The sequence below is a fragment of the Pseudomonas sp. NPDC090233 genome (genome assembly GCF_044772285.1).
Lineage (GTDB): Bacteria > Pseudomonadota > Gammaproteobacteria > Pseudomonadales > Pseudomonadaceae > Aquipseudomonas.
Map to the genome: position 1 here is coordinate 405,965 of NZ_JBIVYQ010000007.1, position 23,497 is coordinate 429,461.

At 61.7% G+C, this 23,497-nt stretch carries 21 protein-coding genes; 11 read left to right on the forward strand and 10 right to left on the reverse strand.

Going from position 1 to position 23,497, the window contains the following annotated elements; translation table 11 throughout:
* Positions 1-30 precede the first annotated feature (30 nt).
* From ACIQUF_RS21630 to ACIQUF_RS21650, 5 genes are all read left to right on the forward strand, one after another.
* Entirely contained in the window at positions 31-2,304 is a 2,274-nt protein-coding gene (locus ACIQUF_RS21630) for a beta-agarase (protein WP_403135250.1), read from the forward strand.
* Between the two features lie 100 nt (positions 2,305-2,404).
* Complete coding sequence (locus ACIQUF_RS21635) at positions 2,405-3,550, forward strand: serine hydrolase domain-containing protein (RefSeq protein ID WP_403135252.1); 1,146 nt, start codon at positions 2,405-2,407, stop codon at positions 3,548-3,550.
* A 99-nt stretch (positions 3,551-3,649) separates the two neighbouring features.
* A complete protein-coding gene (locus ACIQUF_RS21640) occupies positions 3,650-4,639 on the forward strand; it encodes an OmpA family protein (RefSeq protein ID WP_403135254.1) in 990 nt (329 codons plus the stop codon).
* 19 nt (positions 4,640-4,658) lie between these two features.
* Positions 4,659-5,306 (forward strand): pyridoxamine 5'-phosphate oxidase, encoded by a 648-nt coding sequence (gene pdxH, locus ACIQUF_RS21645; protein ID WP_403135257.1) that lies wholly within the window; start codon positions 4,659-4,661, stop codon positions 5,304-5,306.
* Between the two features lie 197 nt (positions 5,307-5,503).
* Positions 5,504-5,968, forward strand: a complete 465-nt coding sequence (locus ACIQUF_RS21650) for a glycine zipper 2TM domain-containing protein (RefSeq protein WP_403135260.1) — start codon at positions 5,504-5,506, stop codon at positions 5,966-5,968.
* Positions 5,969-6,033: 65 nt separating this feature from the next.
* Here the strand turns inward: ACIQUF_RS21650 and ACIQUF_RS21655 are convergent, their stop codons facing one another.
* Positions 6,034-7,641 carry an NAD(P)/FAD-dependent oxidoreductase gene (locus ACIQUF_RS21655; RefSeq protein WP_403135263.1) on the reverse strand — a complete coding sequence of 536 codons (1,608 nt, stop codon included), beginning with the start codon at positions 7,639-7,641 and terminating at the stop codon, positions 6,034-6,036.
* A gap of 103 nt (positions 7,642-7,744) precedes the next feature.
* A complete protein-coding gene (locus ACIQUF_RS21660) occupies positions 7,745-8,419 on the reverse strand; it encodes a COG3650 family protein (protein WP_403135265.1) in 675 nt (224 codons plus the stop codon).
* Between the two features lie 254 nt (positions 8,420-8,673).
* Here ACIQUF_RS21660 and ACIQUF_RS21665 point away from each other — a divergent pair, with 254 nt between their 5' ends.
* Positions 8,674-9,972, forward strand: a complete 1,299-nt coding sequence (locus ACIQUF_RS21665; protein WP_403135267.1) for a hypothetical protein — start codon at positions 8,674-8,676, stop codon at positions 9,970-9,972.
* Between the two features lie 82 nt (positions 9,973-10,054).
* Here the strand turns inward: ACIQUF_RS21665 and ACIQUF_RS21670 are convergent, their stop codons facing one another.
* The 6 genes from ACIQUF_RS21670 to ACIQUF_RS21695 all read right to left on the reverse strand — a co-directional run bounded on the left by ACIQUF_RS21670 (position 10,055) and on the right by ACIQUF_RS21695 (position 15,360).
* The gene (locus ACIQUF_RS21670; protein ID WP_012313071.1) at positions 10,055-10,756 is read right to left on the reverse strand and encodes an ABC transporter ATP-binding protein; all 702 of its coding nucleotides are present in this window, start codon (positions 10,754-10,756) and stop codon (positions 10,055-10,057) included.
* On the reverse strand, positions 10,757-11,524 hold the full coding sequence (gene livG, locus ACIQUF_RS21675; RefSeq protein WP_003254878.1) for a high-affinity branched-chain amino acid ABC transporter ATP-binding protein LivG: 768 nt from the start codon (positions 11,522-11,524) through the stop codon (positions 10,757-10,759).
* Positions 11,521-12,777 carry a high-affinity branched-chain amino acid ABC transporter permease LivM gene (locus ACIQUF_RS21680; protein WP_403135270.1) on the reverse strand — a complete coding sequence of 419 codons (1,257 nt, stop codon included), beginning with the start codon at positions 12,775-12,777 and terminating at the stop codon, positions 11,521-11,523. The genes livG and ACIQUF_RS21680 overlap by 4 nt, the downstream gene beginning before the upstream one ends.
* The gene (livH, locus tag ACIQUF_RS21685) at positions 12,774-13,697 is read right to left on the reverse strand and encodes a high-affinity branched-chain amino acid ABC transporter permease LivH (protein ID WP_003254876.1); all 924 of its coding nucleotides are present in this window, start codon (positions 13,695-13,697) and stop codon (positions 12,774-12,776) included. Before livH ends, ACIQUF_RS21680 begins: the two co-directional genes overlap by 4 nt.
* Positions 13,698-13,883: 186 nt before the next feature.
* A complete protein-coding gene (locus ACIQUF_RS21690) occupies positions 13,884-14,999 on the reverse strand; it encodes a branched-chain amino acid ABC transporter substrate-binding protein (protein WP_403135273.1) in 1,116 nt (371 codons plus the stop codon).
* Between the two features lie 169 nt (positions 15,000-15,168).
* Positions 15,169-15,360: a hypothetical protein gene (locus ACIQUF_RS21695; RefSeq protein ID WP_403135277.1), complete on the reverse strand. Its 192-nt coding sequence runs from the start codon at positions 15,358-15,360 to the stop codon at positions 15,169-15,171.
* Here ACIQUF_RS21695 and ACIQUF_RS21700 point away from each other — a divergent pair.
* Both ACIQUF_RS21700 and ACIQUF_RS21705 read left to right on the forward strand, forming a co-directional pair.
* The gene (locus ACIQUF_RS21700; RefSeq protein WP_403135280.1) at positions 15,359-15,670 is read left to right on the forward strand and encodes a DUF2288 domain-containing protein; all 312 of its coding nucleotides are present in this window, start codon (positions 15,359-15,361) and stop codon (positions 15,668-15,670) included. The two genes, ACIQUF_RS21695 and ACIQUF_RS21700, sit on opposite strands and share 2 nt — an antisense overlap.
* A 166-nt stretch (positions 15,671-15,836) precedes the next feature.
* Positions 15,837-16,724 (forward strand): NAD(P)-dependent oxidoreductase, encoded by an 888-nt coding sequence (locus ACIQUF_RS21705; RefSeq protein WP_403135282.1) that lies wholly within the window; start codon positions 15,837-15,839, stop codon positions 16,722-16,724.
* On the opposite strand, the gene ACIQUF_RS21710 is transcribed toward ACIQUF_RS21705, so the two are convergent.
* A complete protein-coding gene (locus ACIQUF_RS21710; RefSeq protein ID WP_403135284.1) occupies positions 16,624-18,888 on the reverse strand; it encodes a putative bifunctional diguanylate cyclase/phosphodiesterase in 2,265 nt (754 codons plus the stop codon). The genes ACIQUF_RS21705 and ACIQUF_RS21710 overlap by 101 nt on opposite strands.
* 194 nt (positions 18,889-19,082) lie before the next feature.
* The gene (gene rapA, locus ACIQUF_RS21715) at positions 19,083-21,929 is read right to left on the reverse strand and encodes an RNA polymerase-associated protein RapA (RefSeq protein ID WP_403135286.1); all 2,847 of its coding nucleotides are present in this window, start codon (positions 21,927-21,929) and stop codon (positions 19,083-19,085) included.
* A 129-nt stretch (positions 21,930-22,058) separates the two neighbouring features.
* Here rapA and ACIQUF_RS21720 point away from each other — a divergent pair, with 129 nt between their 5' ends.
* From ACIQUF_RS21720 to ACIQUF_RS21730, 3 genes are all read left to right on the forward strand, one after another.
* Complete coding sequence (locus ACIQUF_RS21720; protein ID WP_403135288.1) at positions 22,059-22,754, forward strand: M949_RS01915 family surface polysaccharide biosynthesis protein; 696 nt, start codon at positions 22,059-22,061, stop codon at positions 22,752-22,754.
* 107 nt (positions 22,755-22,861) lie between these two features.
* Positions 22,862-23,194, forward strand: a complete 333-nt coding sequence (locus ACIQUF_RS21725) for an aspartate-semialdehyde dehydrogenase (protein ID WP_403135291.1) — start codon at positions 22,862-22,864, stop codon at positions 23,192-23,194.
* A 67-nt stretch (positions 23,195-23,261) separates the two neighbouring features.
* Entirely contained in the window at positions 23,262-23,423 is a 162-nt protein-coding gene (locus ACIQUF_RS21730) for a hypothetical protein (RefSeq protein WP_012313081.1), read from the forward strand.
* Positions 23,424-23,497: the final 74 nt, after the last annotated feature.

A 23,497-nucleotide genomic window follows, 5' to 3' on the forward strand; every position in this document is an offset into this window, starting at 1 on the left:
ATGAGGGCCTGGAAGGAGAGCCTGAGCCCTATGATCCGCCGCACCTTGCCCGCTGTTCTCACCCTGTTGTTGAGCACCCCGCTCATGGCCGGGCAGCAGACGCTGTTCAGCTTCGTGCGCCCTGCCTCCGTCGTCAATGTGGCGACCGAAGGCTCCGGCATGCCGCAGTACAACGCTGAACAGACCACAGAAGGCGAGGTGTTGAGGCGGGTGGTGTTCAACCCGGTCGAGCGGCCAACGCTGCGCCTGAGCCCGCAAAGTGGCGCCTGGGACTGGTCCGCCGGGCAGTTCCTCACCCTGCGCATGCAAAGTGCCATGGATTGGGCGCTGACCGTCGATGTCACGGTGCAGGGCAATGATGGTCGCACCCTGACCAGCCGCATCGACCTGCCGGCAGGGCCTGCGCAGACGGTCATGGTGCCGCTCAAAGCCAGCTCGCCGCTGAGCCAGGGCATGCGCGCCGGCCCACCGATGCCGTGGGTGCATGAAGGGCAGCGCGTGCTGTTGACCAGTAGCGTCGGCGAGGTCGACCTCAAACAGGTGGTTTCGCTCAGCCTGACCATTCCGAGCCCCAAGGTGGCGCAGAACCTGCTGATTGAAAAAGTCGGTATTCAGGATGATGACCTCGCCTACAAGGCGGCGTATCACCAGCTGATCGACGGCTACGGCCAGTCTACCCGAGGCCGTTGGCCAGAAAAGATCGTCAACGATGAACAGCTCAAGGCCGCCGACAACCGCGAGCAGCAACAGCTCAAGGCGTGGTTGACCGAGCGCGCGAAGTTGCAGTTGGACAGTTACGGGGGCTTACTGGCGGGGCCGGTGTTCGAGGCCAAGGGCTTCTTTCGTACCGAAAAGCGCGATGGCCGCTGGTACCTGGTGACCCCGGAAGGTCATCCCTTCTACTCATTGGGCGTCAATACCGTGGCCTCCGATGGCGGGCGTACCTATGTCGCCGGCCGCGAAGGCATGTTCAGTACGCTGCCCGGCCAGGATGACGCACTGGCGGCCTTCTACGGCGAGGGCAACAACGACGATGGCAATGCCTCTTCGCAAGGGCGCAACTTCAAGCAGGGGCGCTGGTTCGATTTCTATGCGGCGAATATCCAGCGCAGTCATGGCAATTCGTGTCCGGCCGCCGTCGAAGGCCAGCCTGCGCCTCAGTGCCCGCCGCTGAAGTTGGATGCCGCGCGTTGGCAGGTACACACGCTCGACCGTCTGCAGGCCTGGGGCTTCAACACGCTGGGTAACTGGAGCGACCCGGCTCTGGCCGATGCCAAGCGCATGCCTTATACGCTGCCACTGTCCATTGTTGGCGACTACGCCAGCATCAGCACCGGCATGGACTGGTGGGGGCGCATGCCCGATCCGTTCGACCCGCGTTTCGCCATGGCCACCGAGCGCGCCGTCGCCATCGCTGCGCGCGACCACCGTGATGACCCGTGGCTGATCGGTTATTTTGCTGACAACGAATTGGCTTGGGCCGCTCCGGGCAACGACCCCAAGGCCCGTTACGGCCTGGCCTATGGCACCTTGCGCCTGACCACCGATGTGCCCGCCAAGCGCGCGTTTCTCAAGCAGTTGCGTGACAAATACCGTAACCAGCAGGGGCTGTCCAAGGCCTGGGGTATCGATCTGCAGGCCTGGGAGCTGATGGAAGACCCGGGCTTCGAGGCGCCGCTGCCCAACCCTGAGCACCCTGAAATCGAGCGCGACTACCAATATTTCCAGCGGGTGTTCGCCGAAACATACTTCAAGACCATCGCCGACTCGCTGAAATGGCATGCGCCCAACCACCTGCTCCTGGGCGGTCGCTATGCTGTGAGCACACCGGAAGCGGTCAAGGCCTGCGCCGAGTTCTGCGATGTACTGAGTTTCAACTTCTATACACTCAAACCCGAGGACGGCTACGACTTTGCCCGCCTCGCCGAGCTGGACAAGCCGATACTGGTGTCCGAGTTCCAGTTCGGCTCCCGCGACCGTGGGCCATTCTGGCCAGGGCCGGTGGAGCTACCGCGAGAAGAGGACCGCGGACCGGCCTATGACAACTTCCTCAAGGCTGCGCTGGCGCAACCGATGATCGTAGGCGCGCATTGGTTCCAGTACCTCGACCAGCCAGCCAGCGGGCGGCTGCTCGATGGCGAGAACGGGCATCTGGGGCTGGTGGCGATCACCGATGTGGCGTATCCGGGGTTTGTCGAGGCGGTGCGCAAGAGCAACCTGCAAGCCATTGGTCAGTTGAGCAGCCAGCTAGACAAAGAGGCGTCTATAGCGGGCTCTTCCGCAGAAAAGCCACCTGCAAAATGAAGCGTTTTCCTATAACCATCTGGCCTTGCCCAGTAGGCAAAACCGCCAACTACTGAAACAATGCACGCCTTTTTCGGCAAGGTTGTACGGAGAACAGCGGGTGCAGATCCAGGGTCACTATGAGCTGAAGTTCGAGGCTGTGCGCGAAGCATTCGCGGCATTGTTCGATGATCCCCAGGAACGTGGTGCAGCGCTGTGCATCCAGGTGGGTGGCGAGACTGTGATCGACCTTTGGGCGGGCAGCGCCGACAAGGATGGCCAGGAAGCCTGGCACAGCGACACAATCGCCAACCTGTTCTCCTGCACCAAGACCTTCACTGCAGTCACGGCACTTCAATTGGTGGGTGAGGGCAAACTGGCCCTCGATGCCCCGGTAGCGCGCTACTGGCCAGAGTTTGCCCAGGCAGGTAAAGAGAGCGTTACCCTGCGCCAACTGCTCAGCCACCGCGCCGGTTTGCCGGCCATCCGTGAACTGCTGCCTGCCGAAGCGCTTTATGACTGGCAAATCATGGTCGACGCACTGGCCGCTGAAACACCCTGGTGGACACCCGGCACCGAGCACGGCTACGCCGCCATCACCTATGGCTGGCTGATCGGCGAACTGATACGCCGCGCCGATGGCCGTGGCCCTGGCGAGTCGATCGTGGCCCGCACGGCCAGGCCGTTGGGGTTGGACTTCCATGTCGGCCTGGCCGACGAAGAATTCCATCGCGTGGCGCATATCGCACGCGGCAAGGGCAATGCCGGTGATGCGGCAGCGCAACGCCTGCTGCAGGTAACGATGCGTGAGCCCGAGGCATTGTCGACCCGCGCGTTCACCAATCCGCCGGCGATCCTCACCAGCACCAACAAGCCGGAATGGCGGCGCATGCAGCAGCCGGCTGCCAACGGCCACGGCAATGCCCGCAGCCTGGCGGGCTTCTACGCCGGCCTGCTTGACGGCAGCCTGCTCGAATCCGAACTGCTCGATGAACTGACCCGCGAGCACAGCATTGGTCAGGACCGTACCTTGCTGACTCAGACCCGATTCGGCCTGGGTTGCATGCTCGACCAGCCCACCGTGGCCAACGCCACCTTCGGCCTTGGCGCCCGGGCCTTCGGCCACCCAGGTGCGGGGGGCTCGGTCGGTTTCGCCGACCCCGAGCACGACGTGGCCTTCGGTTTCGTGGTCAATACCCTTGGCCCTTACGTGCTGATGGACCCAAGGGCCCAGCAGCTGGTGCGCGTACTTGGCACGTGCCTTTGATCGGGTAATGCGGGTATTGCGCGACCCCTTTGACTATCCTCAATGCCAACGCCTCAAGTGTGTTGGCAAAATCTCTTTCAATTTCATGGTGTATCGCTGATGTCTTCACATAAAACCTTAGCTCTGGCCCTGTGCCTGACCGCCGTGACCGGCTGCGCCAGCCATCCTCAGGATGCTTCGAAGGAGGGCAGCAGCAGCTGGTGGCCCTTTGGTTCGGACAAGGTCGCCGAGCAGGAAGTGAAGCAGGCCGTCACCGAAAACGTCGCCAAGGCCGACGCCAAGTCCGAGAGCGCCAGCCGCTGGTGGTGGCCTTTCGGTGGGGACGACAAGCAGGCCAAAGGGCCGGTCGTGCCAAAGATCGACGAAAAAGCTACCCAGGCCTGGCTCGACCAATATGAGCCGAAGCTGCGTGAAGCCATCAAGGACAGCAAGCTTGAGCTGGAGCGCCGTGACAACGTCTTGGTCGTCACCATCCCGGCGGACAGCTCCTACAACCCGGACCGTCCAAACATGCTGCTGCCGATGACCCTCGGCCCGATCACCCGCGTGGCCAAGGCCGTTGAAGGCGACCCGAAGACTGCCGTGCTGGTGCTGGGCCATGCCGATACCAGTGGTGCTGCCGCCACCAACCAGAAGCTGAGCACGGAGCGCGCGGCTTCGGTATCGGCGATCTTCCGCCTGAGCGGGCTGCAACGTGACCGCCTGTCGCTCAAGGGCATGGGCTCGGAAATGCCGCGCGCCGCCAACGACAGCGCCGAAGGCCGTTCCCTTAACCGTCGCGTGGAAATGCTGCTGACCCCGCAGAACACCATGCTGGCGCTGATGGCCAAGTACCAGAAGGCCGTGCCGCCATCCACCCCGGCCTCTATGGTCGCCGTCCAGGATGCCAAGGCGCCTGCTGCCAAGGCTGCCGAAAGCAAGCCAGCCGCCAAGGCCGCTGCCAAACCGGCTGCGAAAAAGCCTGTCGCCAAGGCCAAGGCACCGGCCAAGACCGCTGCCAAGAAGAAAACCGCGCCGGCCAAGCCCGCCGCAAAAAAGGCTACCGCTGAGAAGAAAGTAGCCGCCAACAGCCCTGCGAAGACCAACTGATCGTCAAGGAAACGCAGCCATGACCCAATCCCTGGCCGATATGCGCCGCGACTATACCCGTGATGGCCTGGCCGAAGCCCAGGCCCCGGGTGAGCCGTTCGCCCTGTTCCACCAGTGGTTCGCTGATGCGGTGAAGACCGAGCAGCCACCGGTGGAGGCGAATGCCATGACCGTTGCCACGGTCGACGGCGAAGGCCGCCCGCATTGTCGCGTGCTGCTGCTCAAGGGGCTCGACGCGCGCGGCTTCACCTTTTTCACCAATTACGACAGCGCCAAGGGCCAGCAACTTCAGGTCAACCCTTTCGCTGCCATGACCTTCTTCTGGCCAGCGCTGGAGCGCCAGGTACGGATCGAGGGGCGGGTGGAAAAGGTGACGGCCAAGGAGTCCGATGACTATTACCAGGTGCGTCCGCTGGGCAGTCGCCTGGGTGCTTGGGCCTCACCACAGAGTCGAGTAATTGCCGGCCGCGAGGAATTAGAAGGTTTGGTGAAGGCTACCGAGGCCCGCTTCTCCGACACTCAGCCGCACTGCCCGGAGCATTGGGGAGGCTATCGCCTGCTGCCTGAGCGCATCGAGTTCTGGCAGGGCCGGGCAAGCCGGCTGCATGATCGGCTGAACTATCGGCTGGTCGATGGGCAATGGGCACGCGAGCGCCTGGCTCCTTGAACTTCAGGGGCTGTCCCACAGCCCCAACCCCAGTCTGCACGCCGATGCAGCAATCCCTGACTATCCTCTGTCTAAGTCTCCAAGCCCGGCTCGGAGACTGTACCGCAGCTGAACGGAAATAATTTTATTGCTTCGCTACCGTGACAGCCGTCGAGGTGCAGCGTCTAATGGACACCTGACTTATGGAGACTTTACCCATGCGTAAATCCGCTTTGCTGGTGGCGACCTTTACCACCATGTCGTTGTTGCTGGGCGGCTGTGCCTCCAGCCTGACCGGCGACAGCTACTCCCGTGATGAAGCCCGTCGCGTGCAGACTGTGCGCATGGGGACCATCGAATCCCTGCGCCCAGTCAAAATCGAGGGCACCAAGACGCCGATCGGTGGTGGTGCTGGCGCAATCGTCGGTGGTGTAGCAGGTAGCGCCATCGGTGGTGGCCGTGGCAGCATCGTTGCAGCCGTGATCGGTGCCGTGGCCGGTGGCCTGGCAGGCTCCGCAGCTGAGGAAGGTATCACCCGCACTCAAGGTGTCGAGATTACTGTGCGTGAAGACGATGGCAGCATGCGCGCTTACGTGCAGGCTGTGCAGGAAAACGAAATCTTCCGCGTGGGTGAGCGTGTGCGCATCATGACCGTCGACGGCACCAGCCGCGTATCGCACTGATTGCTGCAAAAACAAAACCCCGAACTGGCCTCGCCAGTTCGGGGTTTTTATATATCTGTCGCGGCTTACAGCCCGAGCATATCCCGCGCCACGGCTTCAGCGATGCGAATGCCATCGACACCGGCCGACAGGATGCCCCCGGCATACCCGGCACCTTCGCCTGCAGGAAATAGCCCCTTCACATTCAGGCTCTGGTAATCCGCGCCGCGGGTAATGCGCAGCGGCGAAGAAGTACGCGTCTCGATGCCGGTGAGCACTGCATCATGCAGGTTGTAGCCTTTGATCTGGCGGTCGAACGCGGGCAGCGCTTCGCGGATCGCTTCGATGGCGAAGTCCGGCAGGCTCGGGGCCAAGTCGCCGAGGGTAACGCCCGGCTTGTACGACGGTTCGACACTGCCCAGCGCAGTCGACGGTCTACCCGCAACGAAATCGCCGACCAGTTGCGCTGGCGCTTGATAGTTGCTGCCGCCCATCACATAGGCGTGCGCTTCCAGGCGCTCCTGCAACTCGATGCCCGCCAGCGGGCCACCTGGGTAATCGCGCTCAGGGTCGATGCCGACCACGATGCCGGAGTTGGCATTGCGCTCGTTACGCGAGTACTGGCTCATGCCGTTGGTGACCACGCGGCCAGGTTCGCTGGTGGCGGCGACCACGGTACCGCCTGGGCACATACAGAAGCTGTACACCGAACGGCCGTTCTTGGCGTGGTACACCAGTTTGTAGTCGGCGGCGCCGAGTTTCGGGTGGCCGGCGTACTTGCCCAGGCGCGCCTTGTCGATCAGCGTTTGCGGGTGTTCGATGCGGAAGCCGACCGAGAACGGCTTGGCTTCCATGAATACGCCCTTGCCATGCAGCATGCGGAAGGTGTCGCGGGCGCTGTGGCCCAGGGCCAGAACCACGTGGCGCGAGTGCAGTTGCTCGCCGCTTTCCAGTATGACGCCGCTCAGCTGGCCGTCTTCGATCAGCAGGTCGGTCACCTTCTCCTGGAAGCGTACTTCGGCACCGAGGGCAATCATGTCCTGGCGCATCTGCTCGACCATGCCGGTCAGGCGGAAGGTACCGATGTGTGGCTTGTTGATGTAGAGGATCTCTTCCGGTGCGCCGGCTTTGACGAACTCCTCCAGCACCTTGCGGCCGTGGTGCTGCGGGTCCTTGATCTGGCTGTACAGCTTGCCGTCGGAGAACGTGCCGGCGCCGCCTTCGCCGAACTGCACGTTGGACTCGGGGATGAGCACGCTCTTGCGCCACAGGCCCCAGGTATCCTTGGTGCGCTGGCGCACTTCCTTGCCACGCTCGAGAATGATCGGCTTGAAGCCCATCTGCGCCAGCAACAGCCCGGCGAAGATGCCGCAAGGGCCAAAGCCGACCACAATTGGCCGCGCCTGCAGATCGGCCGGGGCCTGCCCAACGTACTTATAGGTAACATCTGGCGCGACTGTGATGTTGTGATCGTCAGCGAACTTACTAAGCAGTTCGGCTTCGTTGCTGGCTTCGAGGTCGATGGTGTAGATGAACAGCAGCTCGCTGTTCTTCTTGCGTGCGTCGTAGCTGCGCTTGAACAGGTTGAAGCTGAGCAGTTGCTCGTCGCGGATGCCCAGGCGCTGGACGATGGCTTCACGCAGGGCTTCGTCGGGATGGTCCAGGGGCAGCTTCAGTTCGGTGATTCGTAGCATGGCAGGGTCCAGTATCCCGGCCATGGGCGGCCGGCGGCTTTACACAAACCGCCAAGTATAAGCTGTTAGCCGCCCCGACTGGCAGGATAAAAGCGCCCGACGATCAGTTGTCGCGCGCGCCACCGTAGTAACCGCAGCCGCGCAGGGTCTGGCCGTCGATGCGCAGTTCGGCGCGCAGGTGACGCACCGCGCCAGTGGCGCCGTCGATGCAGCGCTGCGGGGCGACCCACAATTCCACGTGCTGGCCGTTGGCTTCGCTGGTCAGGGTCAGGCCGCCACCGGGCACTTCTTCTTCGAGAAACGGCAGGGGCAGCGGGTCTTTGCCGACGCGGTTGAGCACCATGCCTTTGCCGCTGGCCTTGATGTCCCAGTCCGGTTCATGGCCATTGGCGCGTAGGGTCAGCTGCTTGAAGTTGGGGTCGTCGCAAGCGCGGGTGGAGGGTTCCAGGCGGTACAGGCGGCTAACCTCCAGCTGGCCGTCGTTGTCGGCCTGCTTGGCGCCGGTGAGACGACCACGCACGTCGGCGAACAACTTGTCGTTAGCGCCCTGGGCCAGGCTGGCGGACTCCTGCAGGATACCGGTGCCAGCGACGTCGTTGATCACGAAACGGCGTGCTTCGCTGCAGGGCTTGAACAACAGGCGGCCGCCGTTGGCGCTCAGTTCGCCCTGCATGCGCGTGGTGCCGATGTTCGGGTCACGGGGCTGCTCGGCCAGCATCTGGCAGCCAGCGAACAGGGGCAGCAGGGCGGTGAGCAGCAGGGAAGGGGTGAGGCGCATGGGGCGGGCTCCGCAGTTAATATCAAAAAGTGCACTGCACAGTACCTAGAGCGCCCCGCAATAACAAGTAAAGGTGGTTGAAATTAAACGAGTTATTATCGTAATGCATTCAGGTTAGTGGCCATTGGCTTCCAGTTATTTTTGATAGTAGACGGGGGCTGGAGTGGCCGTCATATTCGAAGCGTCTGGTTGGAGTGTTTGTCCGCTGCAGGGTAGCGGAACTTTTCACCGCATTGCTCGAGGAGATAACTGTTATGGAAAAGGTGAAGTCTGTGGGCGAAATGGAGTTCGAATACCCCTTCCCATTTGGTATTCCGCAAGCGCTCTGGCACAAGACGATCGTACTTCCGTATGGCGATAAACGTTATGTAGCGGATAGCATGGAATCGCAACTTTTGGTAGGGCGGTTGGGTCGAGGAGGAGCGCCCGATCTCAGTTTTGCAGGTGCAGGCTTCAAAGCCGTAGAGCTAAATGAAATTATAGAAATTCCAGGGACTCGCCCTGCCGTCGCGGGTTTGCTTTTGCAAGAAGATGGCGGAGTGATTGGGGCGCTGGGCCACAAGCTTAGTCTTGGGTTAGCACGCTTCACAGTTGATGGGGAACTGGACCGGACATTTGGTATCAATGGAACCATTGTTCATACAGTAGGTGACGCGCAGACGTCGCAAGGCGATGAAAAAGATAACGACCCTTATCGCCGTCAGTTCAGCGCGGGTGTTGCGTCCTTGATACCTGGCAAAGATGGTAAATTTTATGCCAGGTCGGATTATCGGCTTGACTGGAATTCAACAATAGTGCGTTGCCAGCCTAATGGTGCTCTCGATACTGATTTCAATGGTAATGGCACAGTTGTCGTCAAACACCCGAATTCGGATGCTGAGGCCCATGCAATTGCCCTCAGTCCAACAGGTGGTATTGTCGTCGCCGGCATCCTGGCTCGCCCTATGCGCGGATTTTTTTGTCGATATAACGAAGATGGATCGTTGGACGAAGGGTTTGGTGACGGTGGTTACGCAGTCTTTGATTCCGAATCGGCAGGTATTCCTGCATCGGATATGTATCAAATGGAATTTAACTATGTTGCGAGGCTTGCGGATGAAGGTTTCATAGCCTGTGGGTATATCAGTGCCAAAGCACCGTGGGGGCATAAGGGACTTTTGGTGCGTATTGACGCCACGGGTAAAATTGCAGAATCATTCAATGGCGGAAAGCCTTTGCTCTACACGGTGGAGGGCACCGAGGCCGATTTTCTATTCGGCGGTATCGTTGAGCAGAATGATAGGAAGATACTCGTGGCTGGTGGGCTGGTCACGCGGTTCTCGCCACCAGAATTCAAGCGAGAAGTGCTACTGGCGCGTTTTCTTGAAAATGGGGAGCGCGATACGTCCTTTGGCGATGGGGGCCAGGTACTCTATCAGCCGTTTAACAATATGATCAGTTATGTTTATAGTCTTGAACTTGATCATGAGCAGAAAATTTTGATTTCTGGTGACGGTGGTGCCGAGAATGACGCCGGAAGTATGACAGGATTTATCGTGCAATTCGCAGGGTGAACCTATTTGCGGAACTGAGACCTTGATATCTGCTGCATGGCGCGGCAGATATCAAGGTAACCTCTTGCTGGCGTTGAGAATATCAACCCCCCAGGTAGGCGTCCCGAACTTTCGGATCGGTCAACAGTGCCTCACCCGTACCCTGCATCACTACCCGGCCATTCTCCAGCACATAGGCCCGATCAGCGACCTTCAGCGCCTGGTTGGCATTCTGCTCCACCAGGAACACCGTCACGCCATCGCGGCGCAGCTGTTCGATGATGTCGAAGATCTGCTGGATGATGATCGGCGCCAAACCCAGCGAAGGCTCATCGAGCAGCAGCAGCTTGGGTTTGCTCATCAGCGCCCGGCCGATGGCCAGCATCTGCTGCTCGCCGCCGGACATGGTGCCGCCGCGTTGGACGTAACGTTCCTTCAGCCGCGGGAACAGCTGCAGGACCTTGTCCAGTTGCTCCTGGTAGTCGCCCTTGTCGGTGAAGAAACCGCCCATGGCCAGGTTTTCCTCGACGGTCAGGCGAGCGAACACGCGACGGCCTTCGGGGACCACGGCGATGCTCTTGCGCATGATGTGCGAGGATGGCTGGCCGACCAGCTCTTCACCCAGGTACTTGATGCTGCCGCTGTGCGCCTGCGGCGAGCCGCACAGGGTCATCAGCAAGGTCGACTTGCCGGCGCCGTTGGCGCCGATCAAGGTGACGATTTCGCCCTGGTTGATCTCGACATTGACGCTGTGCAGCGCCTGGATCTTGCCGTAGAACGTGGAAACGTTTTCGAACTTCAGCATTTACGCTTCCCCCAGGTAGGCTTTGATCACGTCAGGGTTGTCGCGGATTTCCTCCGGCGTGCCGTGGGCCAGGGGGGTGCCCTGGTTGATCACGACGATGTGGTCGGAAATGCTCATCACCAGTTTCATGTCGTGCTCAATCAGCAGCACGGTGACGTTGTGCGACTCGCGCAGGTAGGCGATCAGCGCCTTGAGGTCTTCGGTTTCCTTCGGGTTCAGGCCGGCTGCCGGTTCGTCGAGCATGATGATGCGTGGCTGGGTCATCATGCAGCGGGCGATTTCCAGTCGACGTTGCTGGCCGTAGGCGAGGGTGCCGGCGGTGCGGTTGGCGAATTCGGTCAGGTTGACCTTTTCCAGCCAGTACTGGGCGCGCTCCATGGCCTCCTTCTCGCTGCGGCGGAAGCTCGGGGTCTTGAACAGGCCGGCGAAGAAGTTGGTGTTGAGGTGACGGTGCTGGGCGATCAGCAGGTTTTCCAGTGCGGTCATCTCTTTGAACAGGCGCACGTTCTGGAAGGTCCGCACCACGCCCTTACGGGCGATCTGGTGGCCGGCCAGGCCCTGGATTGGCTGGCCATCGAGCAGGATGGTACCGCCGCTGGGCTTGTAGAAGCCGGTCAGGCAGTTGAACACCGTGGTCTTGCCGGCGCCGTTCGGGCCGATCAGTGCCACTACCTGTTTTTCCTTGACGGTCAGGGCCACGCCGTTGACCGCCAACAAGCCGCCGAAGCGCATGCTCAGGCCGCTGACTTGCAGAATTTCACGGCTCATCGATGCAGCTCCATGTGTGGACGTTGCATAGGCAGCAGGCCTTGCGGACGCCAGATCATCATCAATACCATCAGCGCACCGAACATCAGCATCCGGTATTCGCTGAACTCACGCATCAGCTCGGGCAGCAGGATCATCACGATGGCCGCGAGAATCACGCCCAGTTGTGAGCCCATGCCGCCGAGCACGACGATGGCGAGGATGATCGCCGACTCGATGAAGGTGAACGACTCCGGCGTCACCAAGCCCTGGCGCGCGGCGAAGAAGCTGCCGGCGAAACCGGCGAAGCAGGCACCCAGGGTGAAGGCCGAAAGCTTGATCACCGTAGGGTTCAGGCCCAGCGCACGGCAGGCGATCTCGTCTTCACGCAGCGCTTCCCAGGCACGGCCGATCGGCATGCGCAGCAGGCGGTTGATGACGAACAGCGCCAGCAGTGCCAGCAACAGGGCGACCAGGTAGAGGAAGATGACCTTGTTGATCGAGTTGTATTGCAGCCCGAAGAACTCATGGAAGGTCTGCATCCCCTCGGCCGCACGGCGCTCGAAGGTCAGGCCGAAGAACTCTGGCTTGGGGATGTTGCTGATGCCGTTGGGGCCGCCGGTCCAGTCGGTGAGGTTACGCAGGAACAGGCGGATGATCTCGCCGAAGCCGAGGGTCACGATCGCCAGGTAGTCACCGCGCAAGCGCAGCACCGGGAAGCCGAGCAGGAAGCCGAAGGTGGCGGCCATCAGGCCGGCGATCGGCAGGCACACCCAGAAGCTCCAGCCCAGGTAGTGCGAGAGCATGGCGTAGCTGTACGCGCCCACGGCATAGAAGCCCACGTAACCCAGGTCGAGCAGGCCCGCCAGACCGACCACGATGTTCAGGCCCAGGCCCAGCAGCACGTAGATCAGGATCAACGTGGCGATGTCGACCGCCCCACGCGAACCGAAGAACGGCCAGATCAGCGCCGCTACGATCAACCCAATGATGATCCAGCGCTGGGTTTTGGGCAGGGTCAGGAAGTTGCTCACCGCCGGAGAAATCAGCTTGCGGTCAGAGCGGCGGCCCATCACCGAGCTCCACTGCTTGTCGAACAGCACGCGCAGGAACATCAGCACCGAGCACACGGCGATGATGCTGATGGTGAACGAGCCCTGGCTGTGGACGATCAGGCTGATGCCGTCGATGCTCAGCTTCAGGCCCAGTACCGGGAAGGCCACGGCCCAGACCAGCAAGGCGCTGAAGAACGCCTGTTTGAGATTTCTGTTCATACTTTTTCAACCTCCGGGCGGCCGAGGATGCCGGTCGGCCGGAACAGCAGGACAAGAACCAACAAGCCGAATGCCACCACGTCCTTGTACTGGTCGCCGAAGATGTCGGCGCCGAAGGCTTCGGCCACGCCCAGCACCAGCCCGCCGAGCATGGCGCCCGGGATGCTGCCGATGCCGCCCAGTACCGCCGCGGTGAAGGCCTTCAGGCCCACCAGGAAACCGGCGTTGGGGTTGATCACGCCGTACTGCATGCTCAGCAGCACGGCCGCCACCGCCGCCAGCGCGGCGCCGATGACGAAGGTCAGGGCGATGATGTTGTTGGTGTTGATGCCCAGCAGGTTGGCCATCTTGATGTCCTCGGCGCAGGCGCGGCAGGCGCGGCCCAGGCGGGAACGGGAGATGAACAGGGTGAGCAGGGTCATGGCCACCAGGGTGACCACGAACACCAGAACCTGCATGTAGCTGATCAGAACCTCCTCGGCGCCGCCTGGCCCGAAGGAGAAGCTCCCGGGGATCAGGTTGGGGATGGATTTGTCCTTGGAGTCCTGTGACAGCAACACGGTGTTCTGCAGGAAAATCGACATGCCGATGGCGGAAATCAGCGGGATCAGACGGTTGCTGTTGCGCAATGGGCGGTAGGCAACCCGTTCGATGCTGTAGCCATAGGCACTGGTGACGAAGATCGTCGCGACGAAGGCGACGGTCATCAGGATCGGCAGCGAATGGATACCCATCATGGCCAGGCCCGCGAGGGCGATGAAGGCCACGTAGGAACCGATCATGTACACCTCGCCGTGGGCGAAGTTGATCATGCCAATGATGCCGTACACCATCGTGTAACCGATGGCGATCAAGGCATAGGTGCTGCCGATGGTCAATCCATTAACCAGTTGTTGGAAGAAATGGTAGATCTCAGGCATTACAGCGCTCCTAAAAACCTGATTTGCATTTCGCTGGCAGGGGTAGGCCAGGAAACCGCGGGTGACGGTTTTAAGATTTTCAGGTGGACTGGCCCCCGGATCGCGGGAGTCAGGTCCATGAACCTCGTAAAACAAAGCCCACTGCTCGCACAGTGGGCTTTTACGGTCAGCTATTTAGTCACGCAGTTACTGAGGGGAGACTTCGGTCTTCGGCTTGCCGAAGTGCCATTCGTAGACCACGAACTTGAAGTCTTTCAGGTCGCCTTTCTCGTCGTAGGACAGGGTGCCGGTAGGTGTCTTGAAGGAACCGGCATGGATGGCTGCAGCCACCTTGTCGGTATCTTCGGACTTGGCGGCTTCGATACCCTTGGCGATCAGCTCGACAGCGGAGTAGGCCGGGAATACGAACGGACCGCTTGGGTCTTTGCCGTCTGCCTTGATGGCGTCGACGATGGCCTTGTTCTCAGGGTCGGCGTCGAACGATTTCGGCAGGGTGACCAGCAGGCCCTCGGAGGCATTCTGGGCGATCTGCGAAATGGAGTCGTTACCCACGCCTTCCGGGCCCATGAATTTGGCTTTCAGGCCTTTTTCCTGAGCTTGGCGCAGAATCAGGCCCAGCTCCGGGTGGTAACCGCCGTAGTAGACGAAGTCGACGTTGTTCTGCTTGAGCTTCTGGATGATCGAGGAGAAGTCCTTGTCACCGGCGTTCAGGCCTTCGAACACGGCAACCTTGGTGCCTTTGCTTTCCAGGGTCTGCTTCACCGCAGTGGCGATGCCTTCACCGTACTGCTGTTTGTCGTGCAGGACGGCAACGACCTTCGGCTTGACGTGGTCGGCGATATAGTTGCCGGCCGCTGGGCCCTGGGCGCTGTCCAGACCGATAGTGCGGAAGATCAGCTTGTAGCCACGGGCGGTGATTTCCGGGCTGGTGGCAGCCGGGGTGATCATGATCACGCCTTCGTCTTCGTAGATGTCGGACGCTGGCTGGGTGGAGCTGGAGCACAGGTGGCCGATGACGTATTTGACGCCGTCGTTGACCACTTTGTTGGCGACTGCCACGGCCTGTTTAGGGTCGCACGCGTCGTCGTATTCCTTGGCTTCAAGCATTTTGCCATCGACGCCGCCCTTGGCGTTGATGTCCTTGATGGCCTGTTTGGCGCCGATGAACTGCATGTCGCCGTACTGGGTCACAGGACCCGTCTTCGGACCGGCGATGCCGATCTTGATGGTATCGGCGGCAAACGAATGGCTGGCTACCCCGGCCAGAACCATTGCGGCGAACAGCTTGGAAATCTTGATCATAGTGCTCCACTCATTCTGTTGTAATTCTTATAGTCCTGGCGGCCAGGGCTACAGACCGGGCGGGATATGCGGCACGGCCATGCCATGCTGCATGCCCACCTTCCCCCGGAACTTGTCCCGGAACTGTACCGGTACAGTGTAGAGCGCTGGTTGAGCGCTTGAAAAGCGGTCAAAAAGTGCCTCTTTCCAGAGGTGTCGCATGATCGACACAAAGATACAAAAAAGCGCCATCAATTTGCCTGCATCTTCGGCCCAACCCCACACGTTCAGGGCCAATCGACCAAATTACGTATTTGAAACCAGGTTTTTCTGCAAAAATACCGGCCTTTTTATTGGCCGTTTTTTGCGGGTAAAAACCCATGACTGATCAAGCAAGCACCGTCTATGCCAAATTGCTCGGCGAGACGGCAACTATCGAATGGAAAGCTTTGGAGCGTTTCTGGGCCAAAGGTGACCTGATTTGGGTCGACCCCAGCCTGGACTTGATCGAAGTGGCGGCTGCCATGGCCGAGAATCGTAGCGAGATCTTCGCAAAGTGGCGCAGTGATGGCACCGTGGGCGCGGTCACGGCGGAGCAAGCGCTCAACCTGCAAACCCGCGATCCAGAGATCTGGGCGGTGGTGGTTTCACCGTTTATCGTGATTCAGGTGAAAAGCGACCAGCAGTCCTGATTGATTTTGGTGCGCGATAATGCGCAGTCGCCCCATTCTGGTGCTCGATGGCGTTCAGGTGGGTAGAGGTCGGTAACAATTCGGCGTGGCGGTAACAGTTTACGGGATGCGTAATGGGGCCGCACAGCGGCTCTGGATCAAAGATCTAACTAGCCTGGAGTCGTTGATGAGCACTGCACTACCTTCGCTTGGATTCGCCGGCATTGGCCTCATGGGCCTGCCGATGTGCCGGCGCCTGCTGGCCGCAGGATACCCGCTGACGGTGTGGAACCGCAGCCCTGACAAGTGTGCCGAGCTGGTCGCCGCTGGCGCACGGTTGGCCACTAGCCCGGCCGAGTTGTGCCGTAGCAGCGACATGGTGCTGCTGTGCCTGGCCGACACGGCGGTGGTGCGCGAAGTGGTATTCGGTGAGCAAGGGATCGCCGAGGGCGGGCGCCGCGGCCAATTGCTGGTCGACTTCTCCAGCCTGGAGCCGACTGCCACCCGCGAAATGGCCGCCGAACTGGCCGCCCTGTGCGGCATGGCCTGGCTGGATGCGCCGGTTTCCGGCGGCACACCGGGCGCAGAGGCCGGCACCTTGGCGATCATGGTCGGTGGCGAGGCGGCCGACCTGCAGCGTGCGCGCCCGGTACTGCTCACGCTCGGCCAGCGGGTCACGCACATGGGCGGTGTGGGAGCGGGGCAGGTGACCAAGGCCTGCAATCAGATGATCGTTGCCTGCAATGCGCTGGTGATTGCCGAAGTCGTGGCGCTGGCCGAACAGTCAGGGGTGGATGCGAGACTGATCGCCGAAGCCCTGGCCGGTGGTTTTGCCGATTCCAAACCCTTGCAGATACTCGCGCCGCAGATGGCCGAAAGCCGTTTCGAACCCATCAAGTGGCACGTGCGTACGCTGCTCAAGGACCTCGACGGGGCGGTCAAGTTCTCCCGCGAACAGGGCACCGCGACGCCGCTCAGTGGCCTCGCCGCGCAGCTGATGCGCCTGCACGGTAGCCAGGGGTATCTGCAAAAAGATCCGGCGACCCTGGTAGAGCTGTATCGTAACAAGCACTGAACGCGGCTTCCTGGCGGTCGAGCCGGTCGAGAATCGGCCGCAATTCTGCCAGCGGCACCGGGCGGCTGAGCAGGTAACCCTGCAGGAAGTCGCAGCCATGGGCGGCCAGGAATTCGTGTTGCTCGACGGTTTCCACCCCTTCACTGACCACCTGCAGGTGCAGGGTATGGGCCATGGCGATGATGGCCTGAACGATCTCGCGGTCCTTCAGGCTGCCTGGCACGTCCTGCAGGAAACTGCGGTCGATCTTCAGCACATCCAGGGGCAGGCGCTTGAGGTAGGCCAGCGACGAATAGCCGGTACCGAAATCATCGATCGACAGGCTGACGCCCTGGCCACGAATGCGTTTGAGCAGGCTGACGGTGCGCTGGATGTCGCCCATCAGGGCGTTCTCGGTGACTTCCAGCTCAAGGTACCTGGGGGCAAGTCCCGCCTGTGCCAGGGCCATTTCCACTTCATTGGGCAGTGCGTCATGGCCCAGCGTCACTGCTGAGCAGTTGACCGTCAGCGTGAGGCTGGCAAAACCGTGGCGATGCAATTGCGCCAGGTCTTCGCAAGCGTGGCGCAACACCCACAGGTCGAGGTCGACGATCATGCCGTTGGCTTCGGCAATGCCGATGAAGCGGTCGGGGCTGAGCAGGCCATGTTGCGGGTGCTGCCAGCGTACAAGTGCTTCGAGTTTGGCTACCTGGCCACTGTGAAGGTCGAAAATCGGCTGGTAGTGCACGCGCAAGCCGCGCTCTTCAAGGAGAGCGATGCGCAGTTCTTCTTCCAGCTGCAGTTCTAAGGTGGCGCGGCTTTTCAGACCACTGCTGAAGAAATGCAGGCTGTTGCGCCCGCTGCCCTTGGATTGGTAAAGCGCCAGGTCGGCATGCTTGAGCAACTCTTCGGCGGTAAGGCCGTCGTCTGGATAGATGCTGATGCCGATACTGGTGGTCATGACCATGCGCCGGCCGTTCAGGTCGATCGGATCCTTCATGCGCTGCATGATGCGCTGGGCAAGATGGCGTGCCTCGTCCGGGCTGTGCAGCGTAGTCACTACACAGAATTCGTCACCGCCAAAACGTGCTACCAGGTCCTGGCTGCGGGTGGCGGCCTTGATATGGCTGGCGATGACTTTGAGCATCTCGTCACCGGCATCATGCCCGAGGCTGTCGTTGATGCGCTTGAAGTGGTCGATGTCGAGGAACATCACTGCCAGCCGCTGCTCACTGGCGTCCAGTTCTGCCAGGCGTTCGGCGAACACCTGGTTGAAACCGCGGCGGTTGATCAGATTGGTCAGGGCGTCATAGTGGGCTGCTTGCTGCAAAGACGCGCGGGCCTGGTCCAGCTGGCTCAGCAGCACGCCATAGCGGCGAAGGTCGTCTTCCTTGCTTTGCAGCTTCTTGTCGGCCAAGGCGGCGCTGATGCTGCTGCCGCTGACCAGCAAGGTGATGAAGGCGACGGTCAGCCCCAGTTGCAGGCTGTTGTCGCCGGATGGCAGGTTCAGCGCCGTGTCGGCCGGGATCACCAGGGTCATGGCGGCCATGGCGGTGAAATGCGTGGCGACGATGCCGCTGGCCATCAGCAGGCTCGCGCCGTATTTCATGGCTTGGTGCAGGCGCCCGCTGCCGTTGCGGAAGTAGCGCGCCAGCAACAGGGCGGCCAGGCTGGCCAGCAAGGCGATGGCGGCGCTCGCCAGTAGCAGGCCGGTCTGGTAGTACTGCTGGGCGCCCGTCTGCAGCGCCGCCATACCCACGAAATGCATCATCACGATGCCCAGGCCGATCAGCAGGGCGCTTTGCAGGTAATGCTGCGGACCCATCTGCTCGCGATCGAGGCTGCTCATCGCCATCCATGCCACGAGCAGGGCAATCAGCAGCGACAGGCCGGTCAGCGAGACGTCGTAGTGCATCTCCACCGGTGCCTGGAACGCCAGCATGCTGATGAAGTGCATGGCCCAGATGCCACCGGCCAGGCAGCAGGCACCCAGCATCCGCCATTGCCGACGCGCGGCGGGGTGTTCGCTGTGGGATTGACGCTCGGCCATGTCGAGGGTGGCGAAGCAGGCGGCGCTGGCCACGGCGAAGGCGATCAGGATCAGTAGCGGCTCATGCCGGCAATCAATGACGATCCGCCCGCTAGCCGGCAATTCGGAGAACAGTTGCAGTCCCAGCCATTCCATTGCTTGCCCCATGGTCGAGTAGGCACCGGTCTCCGATCAATCCCCAGGAGACTGTTCAAAAAGCAGTATAGAAACGGGTGTTTAAACCTTCCTGACTAATGGCGCTTTGATTGCAACGATTTGGTTATCGGTTTGATAGCGCCTAGGCATAAAAAAAGGGAGGCCAATGGCCTCCCTCGATCACTGACTAAAGGTCAGCCCGCAACCAGTACGCGGATCGCCTCCAGGCGCAGTGCAGCTTTGTCCAGCATTGCCAGGCCATCTTCACGCTGCTTGCGCAGGGCGTCGATTTCGCTGTCACGCACGCTCGGGTTGACGGCCTTGAGCGCAGTCAGGCGCGCCAGCTCTTCATCAGCCTCGGCGGCCAGGCGGCGTTGCGCCTCGGCCACGCGTTCGACGTGGGTCGGCATGATCTTCGCCTCACCGCCGCTGATGCGCTGGGCAAGCACGTCACGCTGGGCCTGGACGAACTTGTTGGCGCTGGCCCGTGGCACGCTTTCAAGCTGGTCGTTGAGCGTCTCGAAGGCCACGCGCGAAGCCAGGTCGTTGCCGTTGGTATCGAGCAGGCAACGCAGCGCCGCTGGCGGCAGGTAACGACCCAGTTGCAGGCTGCGCGGCGCCACCACCTCGCTGACGAACAGCAGTTCGAGCAACACGGTGCCAGGCTTGAGGGCTTTGTTCTTGATCAGCGCGACGGCGGTGTTGCCCATAGAGCCAGACAGCACCAAGTCCATGCCGCCCTGCACCATCGGGTGTTCCCAGGTAAGGAACTGCATGTCTTCGCGCGACAGCGCCTGGGCACGGTCATAGGTGATCGTCACGCCTTCGTCGTCGCCCAGCGGGAAGCTGGCGTCGAGCATCTTCTCGCTCGGCTTGAGGATCAAGGCGTTTTCCGAATGGTCTTCGCTGTCGATGCCAAAGGCGTCGAACAGGGTTTCCATGTAGATCGGCAGGGCGAACTGGTCGTCCTGTTCGAGAATGGCCTCGACCAGTGCCTGGCCCTCGCCGGCACCGCCGGAGTTGAGCTCCAGCAGGCGGTCGCGGCCGCTGTGCAGCTCGGCTTCGAGACGTTCGCGCTCACCCTTGGCCTCATCCACCAGGGCATCCCAGGCCTTGCTGTCACCGCCTTCGAGCATCGGCAGCAGGCGTGGGCCGAACTGGTGTTGCAGAGCGTTGCCGGTCGGGCAGGTATTGAGGAAGGCGTTGAGGCCTTCGTGGTACCACTGGAACAGGCGCTCTTGCGGGCCGTCCTGCAGGTACGGGATGTGCAGCTGGATGATGTGCTTCTGGCCAATCCGGTCAAGGCGGCCGATACGCTGTTCGAGCAGGTCGGGGTGGGCCGGCAGATCGAACATCACCAGGTGATGGGCGAACTGGAAGTTGCGGCCTTCACTGCCAATCTCGGAGCAGATCAATACCTGGGCGCCGAATTCTTCGTCGGCGAAGTAGGCGGCGGCGCGGTCGCGTTCGAGAATATTCATGCCTTCATGGAACACCGACGCCGGAATGCCAGAGCGTACGCGCAGGGCGTCTTCCAGGTCCATGGCGGTTTCGGCGTGGGCGCAGATCACTAGGACCTTGGTGCGCTTGAGCATTTTCAGCGTGTCGATCAGCCAGTCGACGCGTGGGTCGAAGCGCCACCAGCGCTCATCGTCGCTGACCTCGCCTTGCGCCTGGAAGGCGACTTCCGGGTACAGCTCGGCGTGCTCGCCAGCCGGCAGCTCGCGGTACTGCTCCGGCAGGGCCAGCGGGTAAGGGTGCAGCTGGCGCTCGGGGAAGCCCTGGATCGCCGCACGGGTGTTACGGAACAGCACGCGGCCGGTGCCATGGCGGTCGAGCAGTTCACGGATCAGGCGCGCGCTGGCCTGGGTGTCACCGTCGCTGACCGCAGCCAGCAAGGCTTCGCCTTCGGCACCCAGGAAGCCCTGGATGGTGGCGTGAGCTTCAGGCGACAGGCGGCCTTCGTCGAGCAGCTCCTGCACCGCTTCGGCCACCGGGCGATAGTTTTCGCTCTCGGCGCGGAACGCGGCCAGGTCATGGAAACGGTTGGGGTCGAGCAGGCGCAGGCGCGCGAAGTGGCTGTCCTGGCCAAGCTGCTCGGGGGTGGCGGTGAGCAGCAGCACGCCCGGGATGACCTGGGCCAGTTGCTCGACCAGGCCGTACTCGGCGCTGACCTGATCTTCATGCCAGACCAGGTGGTGGGCTTCGTCGACCACCATCAGGTCCCAGCCGGCGGCGAACAGCGCGTCCTGGGCCTTTTCGTCATCCACCAGCCACTCCAGGGCGACCAGCGCCAACTGGGCATCCTCGAACGGGTTGCTGGCATCGCTTTCGATGAAGCGTTCGGCGTCGAACAGCGCTACCTGCAGGTTGAAGCGCCGGCGCATTTCCACCAGCCACTGGTGCTGGAGGTTTTCCGGCACCAGGATTAGCACGCGATTGGCGCGCCCGGTCAGCAGCTGGCGGTGAATCACCAGGCCAGCCTCGATGGTCTTGCCCAGGCCCACTTCGTCGGCCAGCAGTACGCGGGGGGCGCTGCGGTCCGCCACTTCGCGGGCGATGTGCAGCTGGTGGGCGATGGGTTGTGCCCGGCAGCCACCCAGGCCCCACAACGACGACTGGACCTGCTTGCTGGTGTGATGCAGGGTGTTGTAGCGCAGGCTGAACCAGGCCAGCGGGTCGATCTGGCCGGCGAACAGGCGGTCGCTGGCCAGGCGGAACTGGATGAAGTTCGACAGCTGGGTTTCCGGCAGGGTGCGCGGCTGGTTCTGGCCATCGAGGCCGTGATAGACCATCAGCCCGTCGATGTCATCGACCTCGCGGACTGTCAGCTTCCAGCCTTCGAAGTGGGTGATCTGGTCACCTGGGGCGAAGCGCACGCGGGTCAGCGGCGCATTGCGCAGGGAATACTGGCGGGTGTCGCCAGTGGCCGGGTAGAGCACGGTCAGCAAGCGGCCATCCTGGGCCAGGATGGTTCCCAGGCCGAGCTCCGCTTCGCTGTCACTGATCCAGCGTTGCCCCGGTTGATACTGCTGCGCCATACTGCCTGAACTCCCGCGATGAAAAGCCGGCTATGTTAACGGATAGGCCGGTCAGACCATAGAGTTGAGTCCAAGAGTCTAGCTGTTTCATCGCAGATTACCGTCTTACCGACGAGGGCTACGGACGCTATGCCGCTCAAGCACCGCTGGTTGAATGCCTCCCTGGCCGTGAGCAGCCTCGTGCTGCTGGCTGCCTGCGAACAGAAAAATTTTGAAAACCTTCCGCCGATTCCGGTCGAGCAGCTTGAGGTGCTGGGCGTGCAGACACCGATCAAGAGCGTGCACTTTCGTGACCGCGACGGCGAAGGCTTGCTGGTGCTCAGCCGCAGTGATGGCCAGGCGGTGGATGCCGAATCCGAGCAGGAAGTCGACAAGGTGGTGCTCCAAGCCACGCTCTATGGGCGGGCGAATGAGCGTGACGGCTTCAAGCCGCGCTGGCAGATCGAGCAGGAGACCACCTGCCCGGGCCTCGACCTGGATGTCGACTTCTATACCGATGTCAGCGATGTCGGCGACCTGAACAAGGACGGTATAGCGGAAGTGACGGTGGCCAGCCATGCCTTCTGTGGCGGCGGCATCGACCCGCACGACATCGCCATCGAACTGCGCGAGGGCCAGGCCAGCTACACCATTACCGGCCAGTCGCTGATCACTCCAGCCGGCGAAGAGCCGATCGGTGGCGAACGTGAAGACAGTGCCTCGCTGAAGAACGCGCCGACGGTGCTGCGCGAGCATCTGGATGCGGTGTGGCAGCAGGTCTACAAGCGCCCCTGGAGCGAGGCCAGCACGCCGAGTAATGACGACCCGGACGACGAAGCCGAATAGCCGCTGTCTATACTGACAGGACGCGGCCAGGGGTGGCCGCACATTCTTGCCTTCGACGCTCAAGCTGGCTAATGGACGGCCGATACAGTGGGCACAGGAGAACTTCCATGTTGCCGCCGATCATTCCGCTCAGTGCCGCCCCCGTGACCTCGCAGCAGGATCCGGTCAAGCAGACACCCGACATCAAGCCGGTGGTGCCTGTGCAACCGTCGTCCAATGAAAGTGCCATCGACCTCAAACACCAGCGCGACCCGCAGGAGCAGGCCTTGTTGCTGCGCGACGAGCAGCGCCGCCAACAGCAGCGGCGCAACAACAAGGGTGATGAAGAGCGCTACAGCGCCTTGCCGGGTGACGAAGTGAACGCCGACAACACCGTGCCGGTGGCACCCTTGATGGGTGAGCACCAGCGCCAGGGCCTGCTGGTCGACATCGAAGTGTAAGGCAGGGCTGGTCACCGCTGGCGCATGGCTTCATCATGCAGGTCTCCGTTGACCGTCGAGCCCACCCATGAGCCAAGACAACCTCATCGACTTCGATGCCGAACGCGCCAAGCGCGTCCACGACCTCAAGGAAAAGCGCCTGAACGAAGTGCGCCAGGCGTTCGAGCAAGCCATGCCGCTGGGCAAGGCGAAGAAAAAGAAGCCCAAGAGCAAACCCAAGAAGCGCTGAAACCTGACGCAGGTCAATCCTGCGCCCGCCTCGCGTGCCCGGTCCCGGGCACCATTGACCTCGATCAATTTCCA